The 18,353-nt window shown below is 70.8% G+C and carries 12 protein-coding genes; 10 read left to right on the plus strand and 2 right to left on the minus strand.

The annotated features are described in order from the left end of the window. The first annotated feature begins 7 nt into the window (after nt 1–7). From ACIRB1_RS20065 to ACIRB1_RS20080, 4 genes are all read left to right on the plus strand, one after another. Nucleotides 8–1,549, plus strand: a complete 1,542-nt coding sequence (locus ACIRB1_RS20065; RefSeq protein WP_403466412.1) for a DUF4331 domain-containing protein — start codon at nt 8–10, stop codon at nt 1,547–1,549. Between the two features lie 706 nt (nt 1,550–2,255). Beyond that, a complete protein-coding gene (locus ACIRB1_RS20070) occupies nt 2,256–3,866 on the plus strand; it encodes a tetratricopeptide repeat protein (protein WP_403466503.1) in 1,611 nt (536 codons plus the stop codon). Then, entirely contained in the window at nt 3,863–5,578 is a 1,716-nt protein-coding gene (locus ACIRB1_RS20075; RefSeq protein WP_403466413.1) for a sulfite exporter TauE/SafE family protein, read from the plus strand. The genes ACIRB1_RS20070 and ACIRB1_RS20075 overlap by 4 nt, the downstream gene beginning before the upstream one ends. A 45-nt stretch (nt 5,579–5,623) precedes the next feature. Beyond that, on the plus strand, nt 5,624–7,231 hold the full coding sequence (locus ACIRB1_RS20080; protein WP_403466414.1) for a serine/threonine-protein kinase: 1,608 nt from the start codon (nt 5,624–5,626) through the stop codon (nt 7,229–7,231). Between the two features lie 22 nt (nt 7,232–7,253). On the opposite strand, the gene ACIRB1_RS20085 is transcribed toward ACIRB1_RS20080, so the two are convergent. Next, complete coding sequence (locus ACIRB1_RS20085) at nt 7,254–8,060, minus strand: SGNH/GDSL hydrolase family protein (RefSeq protein WP_403466415.1); 807 nt, start codon at nt 8,058–8,060, stop codon at nt 7,254–7,256. Nucleotides 8,061–8,199: 139 nt separating this feature from the next. Between ACIRB1_RS20085 and ACIRB1_RS20090 the strand changes: the two genes are divergently transcribed. From ACIRB1_RS20090 to ACIRB1_RS20110, 5 genes are all read left to right on the plus strand, one after another. After that, nucleotides 8,200–8,694 carry a hypothetical protein gene (locus ACIRB1_RS20090; RefSeq protein WP_403466416.1) on the plus strand — a complete coding sequence of 165 codons (495 nt, stop codon included), beginning with the start codon at nt 8,200–8,202 and terminating at the stop codon, nt 8,692–8,694. Between the two features lie 370 nt (nt 8,695–9,064). Further along, nucleotides 9,065–9,883, plus strand: coding sequence for a glycosyltransferase family 2 protein (locus tag ACIRB1_RS20095; RefSeq protein WP_352180187.1), 819 nt, complete (start codon nt 9,065–9,067; stop codon nt 9,881–9,883). Then, nucleotides 9,880–10,929 carry a glycosyltransferase family 2 protein gene (locus tag ACIRB1_RS20100; protein ID WP_403466417.1) on the plus strand — a complete coding sequence of 350 codons (1,050 nt, stop codon included), beginning with the start codon at nt 9,880–9,882 and terminating at the stop codon, nt 10,927–10,929. The genes ACIRB1_RS20095 and ACIRB1_RS20100 overlap by 4 nt, the downstream gene beginning before the upstream one ends. Then, nucleotides 10,926–11,726, plus strand: a complete 801-nt coding sequence (locus ACIRB1_RS20105; protein WP_403466418.1) for a polysaccharide deacetylase family protein — start codon at nt 10,926–10,928, stop codon at nt 11,724–11,726. The genes ACIRB1_RS20100 and ACIRB1_RS20105 overlap by 4 nt, the downstream gene beginning before the upstream one ends. Then, the gene (locus ACIRB1_RS20110; protein WP_403466419.1) at nt 11,719–15,543 is read left to right on the plus strand and encodes a lipopolysaccharide biosynthesis protein; all 3,825 of its coding nucleotides are present in this window, start codon (nt 11,719–11,721) and stop codon (nt 15,541–15,543) included. The genes ACIRB1_RS20105 and ACIRB1_RS20110 overlap by 8 nt, the downstream gene beginning before the upstream one ends. A 35-nt stretch (nt 15,544–15,578) precedes the next feature. Here ACIRB1_RS20110 and ACIRB1_RS20115 read toward each other — a convergent pair whose 3' ends face one another. Then, nucleotides 15,579–17,003: a xylan 1,4-beta-xylosidase gene (locus ACIRB1_RS20115; protein ID WP_403466420.1), complete on the minus strand. Its 1,425-nt coding sequence runs from the start codon at nt 17,001–17,003 to the stop codon at nt 15,579–15,581. 238 nt (nt 17,004–17,241) lie between these two features. On the opposite strand from ACIRB1_RS20115, the gene ACIRB1_RS20120 reads away from it, so the two are divergent. Then, a complete protein-coding gene (locus ACIRB1_RS20120; RefSeq protein ID WP_352180182.1) occupies nt 17,242–18,336 on the plus strand; it encodes a DUF5925 domain-containing protein in 1,095 nt (364 codons plus the stop codon). Nucleotides 18,337–18,353: the final 17 nt, after the last annotated feature.

Here is an 18,353-nt window from a genome sequence, read left to right on the forward strand (position 1 = left end):
GGACGGCATGACACCTATCTCCAGGAGCGGTGCGGGACGCAGGAAGCTCGCGGCCCTCGTATGTGGCGCGCTGGCCGCCGGGGGGCTCGCAGCCGCCGGTACGGCCGCGCTGGAACCGGGAGTGGCCGCGGCCTCCTCCCACCGGGAGGCCCCCCTCATCTCGGGCACCCCGCAGTACGACAACACGGACCTGTACGCGTTCGTCAGCCCGGACAAGCCGGACACGACGACGATCGTGGCGAACTGGATACCGTTCGAGGAGCCCGCCGGCGGCCCGAACTTCTACCAGTTCGCGGACGACGCCCAGTACGACCTGCACATCGACAACAACGGTGACGCGCTGGACGACTTCATCTTCCGCTACACCTTCAACACGCAGGTCAAGAACAAGAAGACGTTCCTCTACAACACGGGCCCGGTCACCAGCCTCACCGACCCCGACCTCAACATCACGCAGACGTACGACATCGAGCTGATCAAGCTGAAGAAGGGCCGGGCGGTCTACAAGACGAAGATCGCCGACAACGTCCCGGCGGCCCCGTCCGACGTGGGCGACGCGTCGATGCCGGACTACGCCAAGCTGCGCTCGCAGGCGATCTACAAGACGACCAACGGCGGCGCGACCTTCGCCGGACAAGCCGACGACCCGTTCTTCGCCGACCTGCGCGTCTTCGACCTGCTCTACGGCGGCAACCTGAGCGAGGTCGGCAACGACACCCTCAAGGGCTACAACGTCAACACGATCGCCCTCCAGGTGCCCAACGACCTGATCCGGCAGTCCAAGTCCCGCCCGACCGTGGGTATTTACTCCACGACCCAGCGCAAGAACGCGCGGGGCTACTACACGCAGGTCTCGCGCCTGGGCAACCCGCTGGTCAACGAGGTCGTCAACCCGCAGAAGGACAAGGACAAGTTCAACGCGTCCCAGCCCAAGGACGACGCGCAGTTCCTGAAGAACGTGACCGAGCCCGAGATCCCGAAGCTCATCGAGTCGATCTACAAGATCAAGGCGCCGAGCGAGCCGCGCAACGACCTCGTCAGCGTGTTCCTCACCGGCGTCAAGGGCCTCAACATCGAGCAGCCGTACGCGAAGCCGTCGGAGATGCTGCGCCTCAACACGTCGATCCCGCCGACCGCGCACCCCAAGCGCCTCGGCGTGCTCGACGGCGACAACGCGGGCTTCCCGAACGGCCGTCGGCTCAGCGACGACGTGATCGACTCCGCGCTCCAGGTCATGGAGGGTGAACTCGTCGGTTCCAAGAACGACTTGGGCGACGCGGTCGACAAGAACGACAAGGGCTTCGAGAAGTACTTCCCGTACGTCGCCGAGCCCACCTCGGGGTCGCGCGGCCCGCTCGCCAAGGGCACGGCCGGCGGCACCGACGTCAAGAACCAGCTGGGCGACGCGCTCCAGCCGGCCGGGGCGTCCTCCGGCAGCGACAACATGATGCTGATGGTCGCGTCGGCGGCCTCGGGTGTCGCCGGTGTCCTGCTGATCGGCGCGGGCGTCGCGTGGTGGCGCCGCCGGATGACCCACCGCCCGTACTGACCCCCGCAGACTGGCGCGGCCCGCACTCACCTTCCCCCACGGTGCGGGCCGCGCCACCCCCACGTGACAACCCCCTTCGGCACCACGGCACTTGAACCACCCCAGGCGATGGAGGAACGGCATGGCCCCGCGCGAGACCGACAACAACCCGACGGAGGCCGACCAGCCGGCGGCGGCACAGCGGGAGTGGGAACGGCTGTGGGAGGAGGGGGACGACACCGAATCGCCAAACACCCAGCCGGGGACCGGGCGGCCTGCGAAGACGGACGCCGGACCGGAGAGCGCGCGGCCCACTAGGGCGGACGCCGGACCGGAGACCGGGCAACCCACGAAGGCGGACGCCGAGCCGGAGACCGGGCGACCCGCGAAGGCAGGCGCTGAGCCGGAGACCCGGCAGCCTGCCAAGGCGGACGCCGGACCGGAGACCGGGCGGCCCGCAAGGGCGGACGCGGGACCGGAGAGCAGGCGGCCCGCGAAGGCAGGCACCGAGCCGAAGACCCGGCAGCCCGCCAAGGCGAACGCCGAACCGGGGAACAGGCGACCTTCCAAGGCGGACGCCGAGCCGGAGAACAGTCGGCCCGCGAAGGCGGACGCCGAGCCACGGACCAAGCGACCCGCGAAGGCGGAGGCCGAGCCGGAGAACAGGCCGCCTGCCAAGGCGGACGCCGGACCGGAGGCCAGGCGGCCCGCGAAGACCGACGCCGAGCTGGAGACCGGCACGGAGCCGGAGGATGAGCGGGGCGCGGGCGCCGGCACTTCCGGGACGGCGGACGCGGGCAGCGGCACTTCCGGGACGGTGGATGCGGGCACCGAGACTTCCGGGGGCGCCGGCGGCGACTCACCGCCGGCCTCGACTCCAGCACCCAGCAACGCCGATGAGTCCGGGACCCCCCACAGCCACACACCCCCCGCCGCCGCCCCGGCACCCCCCACGACCCCCCACCTCGACGACGAACGCGTCGCCGCCGTACGTCGCGTGGCCGCCGTGGGTCGTCGCTGGCGGACACTCCAACTCGCCGCATGTGCCGCCTTGTTGGCCGTCGCGATGACCGCCGGTGCCATCGCCATCGGCGCCGCGAAGGACAGCGGCGCGACCGGTGTCGCCGTCGGATCCAGCGCCGTGTCACCGGAGTTGCTCGCCAGCGGAAGCCTGGACGCGAGCATCGCCTCGCTACAGGCCCATCTGAGGACGCAGCCCAAGGACTTCGACGGGTGGGCGACGCTCGGGCTCGCGTATGTGGAGCAGGCCAGGACGAAGGGCGACCCGTCCCGGTACCCGCAGGCGCAGGCCGCCTTCCAGCGGTCGCTGAAGATCTCGCCCGCCAACGAGAACGCCCTGGAGGGCCGCGCCGCGCTCGCCGCCGCCCGGCACGAGTTCACGGAGGCCCTGACCTACGCGGACCAGGTGCTGAAGGAGAACCCGTACAGCGAGCGCGCCCTGTGCTCACGGATCGACGCCCTCGTCGAACTCGGCCGCTACGCCGACGCGTCGAAGGCCGCCGACCTCGCCGACGCCCGCAAACCCGGCGTCCCGGTCTTCACCCGGTACGCGTACGTGCACGAACTGCGCGGCGACGTCACCACGGCCCGCAAGGTCCTGGAACAGGCCCTCGCCGCCGCCACCTCGCCCGGCGACATCTCGTACGTGGCCGGCACACTCGGCCAACTCGCCTGGAACCAGGGCGACTACAAGACCGCCCTGAACGACTACGGCCGCGCCCTCGCCGCCGACGAGAACTACCTCCCCGCACTGGAGGGCCGCGCCCGCACCCAGGCAGCCCTGGGCGACCGCGCCGCGGCCATCAAGGGCATGGAGCTGGTCGTCTCCCGCTACCCGCTGCCCCAACCCCTCGTCGAGCTGGGCGAGTTGTACGAGAGCCGGGGCGCCGAGGGCGACCGGGCGAAGGCCGAGGACCAGTACGCCCTGGTCGACGCCTGGATCGCGCTGGCCCGCGCCAACGGCGTCAACGCCGACTTGGACACCGCACTCGCCGCCGCCGACCACGGGGACGCCGCGTCCGCCCTGAAGGCCGCCCGCGCCGAGTGGGCCCGCCGCCACACCGTGCACACCGCGGACGCGCTGGCCTGGGCCCTGCACGTCAACGGCCGCGACAAGGAGGCCCTCCCCTACGCCCGCCGGGCCACGGCCACGAACTACCACAACGCGTCGTTCATCTACCACCTCGGCATGATCGAGCTCGCCACCGGCCACCGGGCCGACGGCCGCGCCCACCTGACCAAGGCCCTGAAGCTGAACCCGGGCTTCTCCCCGCTGGGCGCCGCCAAGGCCCGTAAGGCGCTGGAGGCCACCAAGTGACAACGTTCCGCCGCCTGTTGGCCTCCGCCGCGGCCGTCCTCACGACCGCGGGCGCACTCCTCCTGGTCCCCGCGGCCACCGCGAGCGCGCACCCCCTCGGCAACTTCACGGTCAACCGCTACGACGGACTCGTCGTCGCCCCGGGCCGGCTGCGCGTCACCCACGTCGAGGACCTCGCCGAGATCCCCGCGACCCAAGTCAAGCCGGACATCAAGCGGTTGGGCATGACGGAGTGGGCCCGCGAGCGCTGCGCCAAGGCCGCCGAGGGCAGCAAGGTCACCGTCGACGGCCGTACGGTCGCCCTCACGCCCGGCACCAGCACCGCGCACCTGCGACCGGGGCAGGCCGGGCTCAACACCCTGCGGGTGGAGTGCGGTTCGAGCGCCGCACTGCCCAAGGGGAGCACGGTCGCCCTGGGCTTCCACAGCGCGGGGCTGACCACCGGGCCCGGCTGGCGGGAGATCACCGCGCGCGCCGACCGGATGACGCTCACGAAGTCGGACGTGGCGAAGACGTCGATCTCGCACGAACTCACCAGCTACCCCAAGGACTTGCTGTCGTCCCCCGCCGACACCACGACGGCGTCCCTGCACGCGCGTCCCGGCGGTCCGGCGCTCGCCAACGACGGTCGGTCCACGTCGGAGCCGCCCGCCGGCTCCGTGCTGCCACGCGGCGCCGACCGCTGGACGGAGGCCCTGAACAACCTGGTGGCCCGCCACCACCTCACGGTCGGCTTCGCCGCGCTCTCGCTGCTCATCGCCGTCGCCCTGGGCGCGATGCACGCGCTCGCGCCCGGCCACGGCAAGACCCTGATGGCCGCCACGGCAGCCGCACGGGGCGGTCGCGCCCGCCTCAAGGACGTGCTCCCCCTCGCCGCCTCGGTCACCGTCACCCACACCCTCGGCGTCATCGCCCTGGGCCTCCTGGTCACGGCCGGCTCCGCCGCGACCCCGTCGGTGATCGCCTGGCTGGGCATCGCGAGCGGAGTCCTGGTCCTCTTCGCGGGCGCCAACCTCGTACGCCGCGCATGGCGCAACCGCCCACGCCCGCAGGCCACTTCACACGCTCATCCGCACCCCCGTCCCCACCCGCACGAGCACGACCACGATCACGACCACGAGACCGCCGAGGCCCCCGAACGCGCCCTGGTCCTCGTCTCGGCGCACGCCGAAGCCGGTGCCCCCCACACGGAGACCCACCCGCACCCGCACCCTCACAGCCACGACGACAACCACACCCACGCCCACAGTCACGATCACGATCACGACCACCCGCACGAGCACGGGCACGACCATGCGCATCCCCACCCCCACGACCACGCCGTGGAGCACACGCACGGCGGCTTCACCCACACCCACGAGACCGCCCCCACCCTGCGCGGCACGATCCTGCTCGGCTTCGCCGGCGGGCTGGTGCCGAGCCCGTCCGCCGTGGTGGTCCTGGTGGGGGCCGCCGCGCTCGGCCAGGCGTGGTTCGGGCTGCTGCTCGTCGTCGCGTACGGCGTCGGTCTCGCCCTCACCCTCACCGCCGCCGGATTCGCCGTCGTCAAGCTGGGTACAGGGATGAACCGAGTGCTGGACCGGCGCCCCCGCTGGACCACCAGCCCCATGGCCGTACTGGTCCGCAGGACCGCGCCGCTGGCATCGGCGCTGGTCGTCGTGGGTCTCGGGGTCGGACTGGTGCTCAAGGGGGCGGCATCAGCACTCGGCTGAGTCGTGTACGGCGAGAATTCGCCCGGCTGCGAATGGGGGGAGCCCATGTCCGAAGATCCGGGCACTGAACGTGTGATCGCGGGCCGCTACCGGCTTCTGTCCCCCCTCGGTGAGGGCGGGATGGGCACGGTGTGGCGGGCCCGCGACGAGGTGCTGCAACGCGAGGTCGCCGTCAAGGAGGTACGCGCGCCCGGCGGGCTGGCCTCCGACGACGTGGAGCGGATGTACGCCCGGCTGGAGCGCGAGGCGTGGGCGGCGGCGCGGGTCGCCAACCGCAATGTGGTGACGGTGTACGACGTGGCGACGGAGGACGGCCGCCCCTGGATCGTCATGGAGCTGGTGCGGGGCGTGTCCCTGGCCGATCTCCTGGACGCCGAGGGCCCGTTGTCGCCGCAGCGGACCGCGCACATCGGTGCCGAGGTGCTCGCCGCGCTGCGGGCCGCGCACGACGCGGGGGTGCTGCACCGGGACGTGAAACCGGCCAACGTGCTGATTTCGAACGACGGCCGGGTCGTCCTGACCGACTTCGGTATCGCGATGGTCGAGGGCAGTTCGGCGCTGACCATGACCGGTGAGGTCATCGGCTCGCCCGAATTCCTAGCCCCGGAGCGGGCGTTGGGGCGCACCCCCGGTCCCGAGTCGGACCTGTGGGCGCTGGGCGTCCTGCTGTACTCGGCGGTCGAGGGGCACTCGCCGTTCCGTCAGAACACCCCGCTGAGCACCCTGCGCGCCATCGTCGACGAGGAGTTGCCGACGCCGCGGCTGGCGGGGCCGCTCACGCCGGTCATCGAGGGGCTGCTGCGCAAGGACCCGGCCCAGCGGATGTCCGCCGAGCAGGCCGAGCAGGATCTGCGGCTGGTCGCGGCGGGCGGTGCGCCGCGCGCGTCCACGGCGCCGACGACGCCGTACTCGCCGATGATGGCGGGCGTTCCGCAGGACACCTATCCCCCGACGCCGCCGCAGCCGATGCCCGCTGTCGGCCCCGAGGCCGACCCCTACGGGACGCGGACGGGGGCGGAGGAACCCCCGCGCAACCGGCGCGCGGCCATCGTCCTGGTCGCGGGGCTTGTCGCGCTGGCGCTGGCGATCGGCGGGCTGACGTACACGCTGCTCAACCGCAACGGCGACAAGGGCGCGACGGGTCAGGGGGCGAGCACCCCCAAGAGCCGGCCCCCGGGCGGGACTTCGTCCCGTGCGAGCAGTGAGACCACCAAGGCGAGCGAGACGCCGAGCCCCACCAGCAGCAAGTCCTCGTCGGCGCCGCAGTCGGTGAAGGCGACGGTGGAGGGGGCCCACACCGAGTACTCGGGCAGCTGTCCGCCGCCGAACGCGAAGGCGCCGACCTTCACGGCCAGCATCACGGTGGGGAAGGTGCCCGCGGAGGTGTCCTACCGCTGGGTGACGAAGACCGGTTCGGTCTCCGACCCCGGGTGGAAGACGCTGTCGTTCCCTGCGGGCGGCGGGAAGACCAAGCAGGACCGGGTGTTCCTGACGACGTACTCGAACACCGGGACCTTCCAGAACGAGATCAGTGTGGAGATCCGCAGCCCGGTCCACGGGGAGTCCAACTCGGTGCCGTTCTCGGTCACTTGCCTGGCGGAGACCCCGTCGGGCGGGGCCTCCGCGTCGGACTCGGCGTCGCCCTCGGCGTGAGGCGGCGCACCCTGGGCGAGGGTCAGACCGCGCCGGTCAGGACGGGCAGGTAGCCGCCGGACTGGCCGGCCGCGGTCGGGTGGTACGACTCGCCGATGTCCAGCAGGTTGAGGCTGTGCAGCCAGGAGCTGCCGGAGCAGATCTCGTGGCCGGTGAACGTGGTGCGTACGTCGCCGTAGGTGAAGCCGTGGTCGGCGGCGCGCTTGGCGATGGCGGTGTCGAGGTAGTCGGCCGCGCCGTTGATGGCGGTGCGCTTGGTCGCGGAGAGGCCGAGGCAGGTGGTGCCGAGTTTGTAGAAGCGCGGGTAGCCGAGCACGACCACGTGCGCGGCGGGGGCTTTGGCGCTGATCGTCGAGTAGACCTTGTCGAGGAGGCCGGGGAGTGTCGAGTCGACGTACGCCTTCGCGGTGGCGATCCGCGAGAGGCAGGAGCTGTCGGACTGGAGGACGCAGGTGGTCATGACGTCGGCGAAGCCGGCGTCGTTGCCGCCGATGCTGATGGAGACGAGGCCGGTCGAGCTGCTGAGGGTGCCGAGTTGGTTGGCGAGAACATCACCCGTACGAGCGCCCGAGCAGGCCATGAAGTCGAACGTCGAGGGTGAGTGGGCGGCTGCCCAGAGGTAGGGATAGGCCTTGGTGCTGCGGTCGCAGGAACCGCTGGAACTGAGGTAGCTGCCCGAGCCGACCCCCGAGGAGTAGGAGTCGCCGAGGGCCACATAGCCGCCGGTGGGGGCGACTTGGGACGCCTGCGCCGTCATCGCCCCGGTGAGGGCGAGGCCGGCGGCCAGGAGGAGCGAGGTCACGTATGCCGTAAATCGGGAACGTCTCATGGAACCTCCCTTAGCAGGATCTCTGCCACAACTGTCGTAGCAGTGACGCGCGTTGACGGGAAGTGTGCATGCCAAGGGTTTGCCGGTGGGAACTGGTGTTCACCCATGCATCACAACCGGCATGAGTGCCCTCCGCGTCTTGACGATCGCGGCCGGGCTGCGCGACATTGAAACCCGGCATCCGGCGCGTCGGGGGGCAAAGTCGCCAATGCAGACCTTACGTATCAAGAGAACGTCCACGGACGGCGTCGAGCGGGTGCGGTCAGGACCGGGGAGGGACCTGGCGCCACTGCTCGCGGGCGCGGCGGTCGCCGCAGGGGGCGTGGGCGCACTGCTCGCGCTCCTCGACTCGGGATCGCCGCTTCGCGGTCCGTTCGCGCTGTTCTTCCTTTTCGCGGCGCCGACTTCGGCAATTGCCGCGGTGTTGCGCGGACTTGATCCCTTCAGCCGTGTTCTCACCTCGGTGGCGGGCGCGGTGGTCGTCGACATGCTGGTGGCCCAGGGAATGCTGGCCGTGCACCGGTGGTCCGTCGACGGCGGCATCATCACGGTGGCGGTGATCAGTGGCCTGATATCGCTATCGGTATTCATTCGGCATATGCCGGGCCGTACAACGGCTGACAAAGTTGTGTAACGGTCAAACCAACAAAAAGGTGAGGCCTCGTTCCAGGTCTTGCCATACAGGTTCAATCATCAATACCGTCGTACATCTCACCCGTACTGGTTCATCATCTAGCGGCTCTAGGGGAGGGCTCAAGGACCGCGATGAATCCGGGGCGGGGCGCGGTAGGGGGGTGCCGTGCTCGGTGACCGCTTGTGTGACCGAGTCGTCCGCGCGGGCCGGCTTTCATGTTTTTCGGGGGGCCGACCAGATTTGCCAGCTCACCACGCGTGCACGGAGATCTATTTCTCCGTGTCGCCCGTGAGAACCCCCCTTTCGAACCGGAGCACATAGCCGGGCCGCCCAGGGGCGGGCGGTCCGCCGGACGAGAGGGACCAGACTCGTGAGTTCTGTTCTGCGCCCAGCGTCATCGGGCCAAGATCCGTTAATGTCGGCCGCATTCCGGCCCATCTCCTCTCACCTGGCGATCACACCGCCGGTGAGCGTGGTGATTCCCGCCATGAATGAGGCGGAGAATCTCCCCTACGTCTTCAAGACACTTCCTGCGTGGATACACGAAGTGGTTCTCGTGGACGGCAATTCCACCGACAACACCGTCGAGGTGGCCCGCGAGCTGTGGCCCGGGGTCAAGGTCGTCGAACAGCAGGGCAAGGGCAAGGGGGATGCCCTGATCACCGGGTTCGAGGCATGCAGCGGCGACATCATCGTGATGGTCGACGCGGACGGGTCGGCCGACGGGCACGAGATCGTCAGCTATGTCTCCGCCCTCGTCTCGGGCGCGGACTTCGCCAAGGGCTCACGCTTCGCCAACGGCGGCGGCACGGACGACATGACGTTCATCCGCAAACTCGGCAACTGGGCGCTGTGCACGATCGTCAACCGCAAGTTCGGCGCCCGCTACACCGATCTCTGCTACGGATACAACGCGTTCTGGCGGCACTGCCTCGACAAGATCGACCTCGACTGCACCGGCTTCGAGATCGAGACGCTCATCAACATCCGGGTGGTCAAGGCCGGCCTCAAGGTGCAGGAGATCCCGAGCCACGAGTACCTCCGCATCCACGGCACGAGCAATCTGCGCGCCGTTCGGGACGGAATCCGGGTGCTCAAGGTGATCCTCAAGGAGCGCTCCAACCGGCGTGCGCTGCGCCGCCGTTCGCACTCCACGATGATCGACCCGTTCCGGGGAGAGGTGTCTTGAGCGGTCCCGGCATCTCTGTCGTGATCTGCGTCTACACCGAGGACCGCTGGGAGGACATTCTCGCGGCGGTCTCCTCGGTGCGGGCGCAGTCACGGCCCGCGCTGGAGACGTTGCTGGTCGTCGACCACAACCCCGCTCTCCTGGACCGGCTCACCAGGGAGTACAAGGACGTCGAGGAGACCGGCGAGGTCCGCGTGCTGGCGAACGCGGGCCCGCGCGGTCTGTCCGCCGGCCGCAACACCGGCATCGCCGCCTCGCGCGGCGAGGTCATCGCCTTCCTCGACGACGACGCCGTGGCCGAGCGCGAGTGGCTGCGGTACTTCGCCGAGGCGTACACCGATCCGAAGGTGATGGCCGTCGGGGGTCGCACGATGCCCGCCTGGGCGTCCGGGCGCCGACCGGCCTGGTTCCCCGAGGAGTTCGACTGGGTGGTGGGCTGCACGTACAAGGGCCTGCCGCCGGGCCGGGTCCGGGTGCGCAACGTCCTGGGCGGCAACGCCTCGTTCCGGCGTACGGCGTTCGACGCGGCCGGCGGCTTCGCGACCGGCATCGGGCGCGACGGCGACAAACGGCCGCTGGGCGGCGAGGAGACGGAGCTGTGCATCCGGCTCACCCGGGCCAGGCCGGACGCGGTGCTGCTGATCGACGACCGGGCGGTGATCCACCACCGGGTGCCCGCGGTGCGCGAGCACTTCGGCTACTTCCGTACGCGGACGTACGCCGAGGGTCTCTCCAAGGCGCTGGTGGCCCGAAGTGTCGGCGCGGACAAGGGACTTGAGTCGGAGCGCCGGTACACGACCCGGGTTCTGCCGGCCGGAGTGGTACGCGGGCTGCGGGACGCCGTGCTCGCCCGGCCGGGCGGTGCGGGCCGGGCGGGCGCGATCGTCGCCGGGGTCCTCGGCGCGGCGGGCGGGTATGTCGTCGGGAGCGTGCGGGCCCGGCGCGGCGGGGTCGTCTTCTCGGTGGTGCGGATCGCCGGGGACGCACAGGAGCACGGGCACGCGGACAACCGTGGGGGCGGGCATGAACACAGGGGGCGGACATGAGTGACACACCGGTGCCGATCCTGATGTACCACTCGATCGCCACCGCCCCGAACGACGCCACCCGTGAACTGTCCGTGGCGCCCGAGGCGTTCGCCGAGCAGCTGGCACTCCTCGGCGACCTGGACTTCACGCCGGTCAACACGGCCGATCTGGCGGCGAGTTGGCGCTCGGACAAACCGCTGCCCGAGCGCCCGGTGCTGATCACCTTCGACGACGGATACGAGGGCGTGCACCGGCACGCCCTGCCCGCGCTGGCCCAACACGGCTTCGCCGCTACCCTGTTCGTCTCCACCGGCTGGCTCCGGGGCGCCCACGACACCGGCGGCGGACTGGACACCATGCTCGACTGGGACCAGGTGCGCGAACTCGCGGGCACGGACGTCGAGATCGGCGGCCACAGCCACACCCACCCGCAGCTCGACCAGCTCGACGACGACTCCCTGCGCGCGGAGCTGGTCCGGTGCAGGGAGATCGTCGCCGACGAACTCGGCGCCCCGCCGGTCTCGTTCGCGTATCCCTACGGCTACTCCAGCCGCCGGGTGCGGCACGCGGTGCGGGAGGCGGGGTTCGCGCAGGCCCTCGCCGTCGGCAACGACCTCGCCCGCCGCCGCCAGGGACCGTACGCCCTGCGGCGGGTGACCGTGCGCCGCAGTACGGGTGTCGAGGAGTTCGCGCGGCTCGTCGAGGGCCGTGCCATCGCCCACACCTTCGCCAGGGACCGTGCCCTCACCCAGGGTTACGCCGTGGTCCGCAGAGCTCGACAGGTCCGCCGGAAGGCCATCCGTTCCCGTGTCTGACACGACGACCACCACCCAGTCCGCAGCGCCCGAGACGGAGGCGCCCCGGCAGACGGGGCGCCGCCTGCGCCTGCCGGGGAGGGGCAACTCCTCCGGCGGCAGCCCGCTGTTCCGCAACGCCTACGCCCTGATGCTCAACACCGGGATCTCCGCGGTGCTCGGGCTCGGCTACTGGCTGATCGCGGCCCACTACTACTCGGCGTCCGCGGTCGGGCAGGGCTCGGCGGCGATCGCCGCGATGAAACTGCTCGCCGGGCTCACCGCGGTGACCCTGACGGGCGCCCTGGCCCGCTTCATCCCGGTCGCGGGACGCGCCACCGGGCGGCTCATCTTCCGTACGTACGCGGGCAGTTCGATCGTCGTCGCGTGCGGGGCCGGGATCTTCCTGCTGACGCTGAACGACTGGGGACCCTCGTACCGCTTCCTGCACGGTCCGGTCCCGGCGCTCGGCTTCGTCGTCGCGGTGATCGCCTGGAACCTGCTGACCCTCCAGGACGGGGTGCTGACCGGGCTGCGCAGCGCGCCGTGGGTGCCGGTGGGCAACACCGTGTTCTCGGCGGTGAAACTGGCGCTGCTCGTCGGGCTGGCGTCGCTGCTCGCCACGAGCGGTGTCTTCGTGTCCTGGGTCGCCGCGATCGCCACCTCCGTGGTGCCGCTCGGCTGGCTGGTGTTCCGGCGGCTGGTGCCCCGGCATGTCAAGGCGACCGAGGCGCACGCCAAGCCGCCGACGCTGCGGGAGATCGGGCGGTTCCTCGCCGGGGACTACACCGGCTCGCTGTTCTCGCTCGCCGTGGTCTACCTCGTGCCGGTGATCATCGCCTCGCAGGTCAGCTCCGAGGACAACGCGTACTTCTACATCACCACGACGATAGGCGGCACGGTCAACCTGCTCGCCATCAACATGGGCGCCTCGCTGACCGTCGAGGGCTCGCACGATCCGGCGCGCATCGCCGCCAACACCCGGGCCGCGCTCAGACGGATGGCCCGGATCATGCTGCCGATCTGCGGGCTGCTGTTCATCGCGGCGCCGTACATCCTGGGCGTGTTCGGCGCGGGCTACGCGGACGCGGCGACCCCGCTGCTGCGCTGGTTCGCGGTGGGCGCGCTGCTGCGGGTCGTCATGGAGACGTACTTCGCGGTGCTGCGCGCGCAGAGCCGTACCAGTGGACTCGCCTGGTTGCAGGGCCTGTTGTGCGTCCTGGTGCTCAGTCTGACGCTGCTGCTGCTCCCCCGCATGGGCCTGACCGGCGCGGGCGTCGCCGAGATCTCCAGCCTCGCGGTGATCGTGACGATCGCCGCGCCCAGGCTGTTCCGGACGCTGCGGGCCGCACCGGCCGCGGAGTTGCCCGAGGACGCGGCGCCCGACGGGGACCTCGCCGACCTGGGGACCCGCGAGGTCCCGGCCACCGCCCCGCGCCGGCGCGGTCCGGCCTGGGCGCTCGACTCCGACACCCTCGCGCTCGGCATCCACGTCGACTTCGACCACCTGGAACGCCGGCCGGATGTACGGCCGGGTCCCGGGACCCCGCCCACCGGCACCCCGATCGTGTCCGGCGACCAGCGTCCGACCCGGGCGCTCGGTGTCAGGCGGCCCGAGATCGTCGGTCTGCCGGTGGAGGAGCGCGAGCCCGGCTCGGAGTCCTCGCTGAGCCCGGCAGCCGAGCCGGAGGCGCACGCGCCGTTCGAGTCCGCCGTACCCGATGAGGCGCCGGAGCGGTCGGCGGAGGAGACGGGCACGGAGCGGGCGCCGGAGGCCGAAGTGCCGCCGCCCGCACGGCCGTTGTCACTGCGGGAGCGGCTGGTGCCGACGCGGCCCGGTGTCGTGCTCGGCTGTCTGCTGGTGGCCGCGCTACTGCTGTACTGGGTGCCCGCGCTGCGGCTCGGCGAGTCCGACCTGGACCGCATGGGCGGGCTCGGCCTGATCTCCGTGCTGCCGCTGCCCACGCTGGTCGGCGCCGCGCTGCTGATCGTGGTGTTCGCCTCGCTGCTGTGGCTGGGCCGCGAGCACAGGACACTGCTGCTGATCACCCTGCTCGCGACCGTGTTCTCGCTGCACGCGCTGCCCGCGGTGATCGAGACCGAGCCGCGCTTCCCGACGGCCTGGCAGCACCTCGGGTTCATCGACTACATCGACCGCACCGGGTCGGCGGTGCCCGACCTGGACGCGCGCTGGAGCTGGCCGGGCTTCTTCGCGGTGGCCGCGTTCGTCGGCAAGGCGTGCGGGATCACCGACTGGTCCGAGGTCATCCGCTGGTGGCCCACCGCCATCCAACTCGCCTATCTGGCACCGATGTTCCTGCTGGTGCGGTCGCTGCGGGCGAGCTGGCGGGCGAAGTGGACCGGCATCTGGATCTTCGTGCTCAGCGGCTGGGTCGGCCAGGACTACTTCTCCCCGCAGGGCTTCACCTTCCTGCTCTACCTGGCCTTCGTGGCGATCCTGCTGGTCTGGTTCCGGGCGCCGCACGTCCTGTGGTCGAAGATGCGGCCGGGCGAGGCGGAGGTCGAACCCACCGACCGGCGTCAACAGGCCGTCCTGCTCATGGTGTTGACCGGGCTGTTCGCGGCGAGCGTCCCGGCCCACCAGCTGACGCCGTTCGTGATGCTGGGCGTGCTCACGGTCCTCGTCCTGATCGGCCGCTCCGAACTCCGCGGCCTGCCCATCCTGTTCGCGGTGCTCGTCGCGGTCTGGCTCGGTTTCATGGCCGAGCCGTACTGGTCCGGGCACTTCAACGACCTCTTCGGCGGGGTCGGCGGCGTCGGCAGCAACGTCTCGACGTCCGTCTCCGGCCGTATCCAGGGCGGCAGTTCGACCCACAAGCTGGTCCTCTACACCCGTGTCCTGCTGGCCGGCGGCATCATGACCTTCGCCTGCTGGGGCTGGTGGCGCCGCCGCACCCACAAGTACCGCGAACGCTCCCTGCTCGTCCTCACGTTCGTCCCGTTCCTGGGCTTCGGCATGCAGTCCTACGGCGGCGAGATGGCGCTGCGCGTCTTCATGTTCGCGGTACCGGGCGCCGCCCTGCTCGCGGGTCTCGCCCTCTTCCCGCGCACCGGTGCCACCGCCCAGGAGCGCGAGAAGGACCGGTCGAGCCACCTCGCCCCGCTGGCCGCGCTGCTCGCCGGTCTGCTGCTCATGGGCGGCTTCCTGGTGGCCCGTTGGGGCAACGAGGGCTTCGAGCGGGTCCGGCCCGGCGAGGTCGCGGCCATGAACTACGTGTACGCCCACGACAGGCCGACGGTACGGCTGCTGTGGCTGAGCGACGACACCGTCAACGACGTGACGCCGGCGATGCCGTGGGGCGCGAAGGACATGGAGCGGGTCGACTACGTTCCCACGCTGGCCCCCGCGGACCCGGTGCTGGTGTCCGGGCTCGTCAAGGCACTCAAGGACGCGGGCCCGAACTCGTATCTGATGCTCAACACGAGCCAGGTCGTCTCGCTCCAGCTGGACGCGGGCTACGCGCCGGCCTGGGAGTCCCGGCTCATCCGGAACCTGGACAACCGGCAGGAGTTGAAGAAGGTCCTCGTCAACGCCGACGCGACGGTGTACACACTGCGCAGGCAGCCGGCGGGCGCGGTCCCGGAGCCCGATCCCGGGCCGATCGGACCACAGATCACCTGGACGCCGTGGTCGGTGGTCGGCGCGCTCGCCGCCGTCGCCCTGATCCTGATGCTGACGGCCCGCGAGGTCGTCCGGGTCGCGGTCCGGCCCGGGGTGCGTCAACTGCGGTGGTTGCAGAGCAGTTTCTGGTTCTCGCTGCCGCTGCTCGCGGTGCTGCTGGCCTCGCTGGTGCAGCGGTTCCTGACGATGAAGTAACGCGTTCCAACAGGGTTGTACGTGGTTCTACGGGGTCAAGTGGGCCGGCGCGTCAGCCACTTGACCTCGTAGGCCGTCATGTCGAACGTCCTGCCGTCGACCTTCGCGCTGATCTGCCGGTCCAGGGTGTTCACGACCAGGACCGACTTGTCGGTGGCGAGGACCCGTACGTTCGGCACGTCGTCGGGGGCGACCGACACGGTCTCGAATCTCACGCCGGGCCCGAAGGCCGCGTCGAACCGGGACACCAGGTCGTACATCGGCAGTTGCCGTCCGCCGTCGGAGCCGTCGGTCGGGGTCCACAGACAGCCCGCGCACCCCGTGCCCTTCTCGTCCTCCGGGTTCCAGTAGAAGCCGGAGGTGGCACCGCCCTTGGCCATGGCGATCATGCCGGTGGCCTGGACGGCGACGCGGTGGGGCTCGGACCAGCCCTTGCGGTCGTCGTTGCCGTCGGCGGGCTCGACGTAGTACTCGGCCCACCACAGCGGCAGATCGTGCGTCTGCTGCCGCACCCATGTGCTGACGGCGGTGAGTTTGTCGGTGGCCCCGAACTCGTCCGGGAGGAGTTCGTCGTCGTTGGTGTAGCTGGAGCCGTCGACGACCACGAAGTCCGCTCCGGCCTTGTGCTCGTTCCAGTAGTCGAAGGCGTCGATGATCCGCTGGTCCATCGCGCCCCAACTGCCCTTGAACGTACGGGAGGCGTTGGCGTCGCGCGGGTCCACGCTGTCCATCACCAGATACGGGCCGCCGACCATGATCTTCGGGTTGACCTTCTTCAGCGCCTTGTAGACCAGGTTGTACAGCTCGGTGTACCCCTCGTAGTTCCAGCGCTGTTTCGAGTTGTTCCAGAAGCCCTTGAACTCGTTCCACACGATGAAGTGGGTGACGTCCGGGTACCTTTTGGCGACGGTCGCGGCGAGCGCGGCGTAGTCCGCGTAGTGGTCCGGCTTCGGTGCCGTCTCCAGCGAGGCCTGGCTCCAGTCGGTGTTGTCCACACCGGACGTGCCGCCCTTCATCCAGTCCGGCGAGCAGCACAGCGTGATGACCGGGGTGCCGCCCGACGTGCGCATGAAGTCGATACGGCGGTCCAGGGCGCCGAAGTCGTAACGCCCCTTCACCGGCTCGGGGTTGTCGGCGCCCCAGCCCATGATGGCCTGGTCCTGCGGGAGCGGGGACTTCTCCAGCAGCCCCTTCACCCGCTCGGTCGCGGTGTCGCTGCCCTCGTCGGCGCTGTACTGGGTGTGGGTGAAGCCCCAGCCGACCTCGGGCCGGTCCGCGTCGGGCGGGGTCGCCGGAGTGCCGTGCACCTTGTCGCCGTCGCGCGAGGTGCCCGCGGTGCTTCCGCCGCCGGGAAGCGTGTTGATCAGGGTCACGATCAGAGCCAGTGCGGCCACACCCACGCCGAGCAGCGCGGTGAGCCGCCACCGCAGTGCCCCCGAATTCCACCCATGACGTCCCATCAAGGGCAACAGTAACGGTGGCGGGAGCAGGTGGGGCAGTTCCTTGCGCACACAGGCTTGTAACAGGCCGGAGGGGTGACGGCGTGAGCGGCTCCGCGAAGTCCGCGGTTCGGCCATGCCCCGAAAGGGCCCTGGGCCGCCGGCGTCAGCGGCTCCGCTTCGGGGCGCTTCGCCGACACTCGGGGGCGCACTGCGGAAAGCGAGTGCGGACGGGGTCGTCGTGCCGGATCATGGCCCCATGTCTGCGAACCCACACGACGCACTGCCGATCCGGCTCAACGTCGACGACTCCGACTCCCCGTCCGACGTCGTCGACGCGCTGTTCCTCGGCCGGTTCGCGACGGGCGAGCAGCCGTACTCGCACGCGGCGAACATCGACCGCGTACGGTCCGGGGCGACCCTGCTCCCGCCGGGCGCCCGGGTGCTGCGCGCCGCCCGCGACGACGACCGCAGCGCGACGCTCGCCGAGGGCGACGGCTGGACCCTGCTGATCTCCCGCTGGAACCGCGGCGCCGACGTCACCGTCACCGCGACCAGCGAGGAACTCGCGGAGAAGGTCCTCGACCAGGCGACCGACGGCGCGGCCGACGAGCCCGAACCGCAGCCGGAGAACGTGACGATGGGGTTCTGGTACGTCTCCCCCAGGCGCGGCCCGCACCGCACGACCCGGCAGATCTCGGCGGGCACGTGGGACGAGGTGCGCCCGAACTACACGGGCCCGGTGGCGGACGCGATGGACCGCCTGATGAAGACGACCCCGGAGGACATCGCGGGCCGCCTGCTGTTGCTGCACGGTCCGCCGGGCACCGGCAAGACCTCGGCGCTGCGCACGCTGGCCCGGTCCTGGCGGGACTGGTGTCAGGTGGACTGTGTGCTCGACCCGGAGCGGCTGTTCAGCGATGTCGGCTATCTGATGGACATCGCGATCGGCGAGGACGACACCACGGGCAAGGGCCGCTGGCGGCTCCTCCTCCTGGAGGACTGCGACGAGTTGATCCGCGGCGAGGCCAAGCACACGGCGGGCCAGGCGCTGTCCCGGCTCCTCAACCTCACCGACGGCCTGCTCGGCCAGGGCCGCAACGTCCTGGTCGGCGTCACCACGAACGAGGACCTGGAGCGCCTGCACCCCGCCGTCGTCCGCCCCGGCCGCTGCCTCGCCCGCATCGAGGTCGGCCCCCTCACCCGCGAGGAGTCGGTCACCTGGCTCGGCACGGAAGAGGGCGTGGGCCGCGAGGGCGCCACCCTGGCCGAGCTGTACGCCCTGCGCCGCGGCACCCAGCCGACAACGGTCCCGGACCAACGCGAGGGCACGGACGCGGGGTTGTACCTGTAGGCACCGCTACCGCTACC

The sequence above is a fragment of the Streptomyces sp. NPDC096013 genome, from assembly GCF_044763565.1.
Lineage (GTDB): Bacteria > Actinomycetota > Actinomycetes > Streptomycetales > Streptomycetaceae > Streptomyces.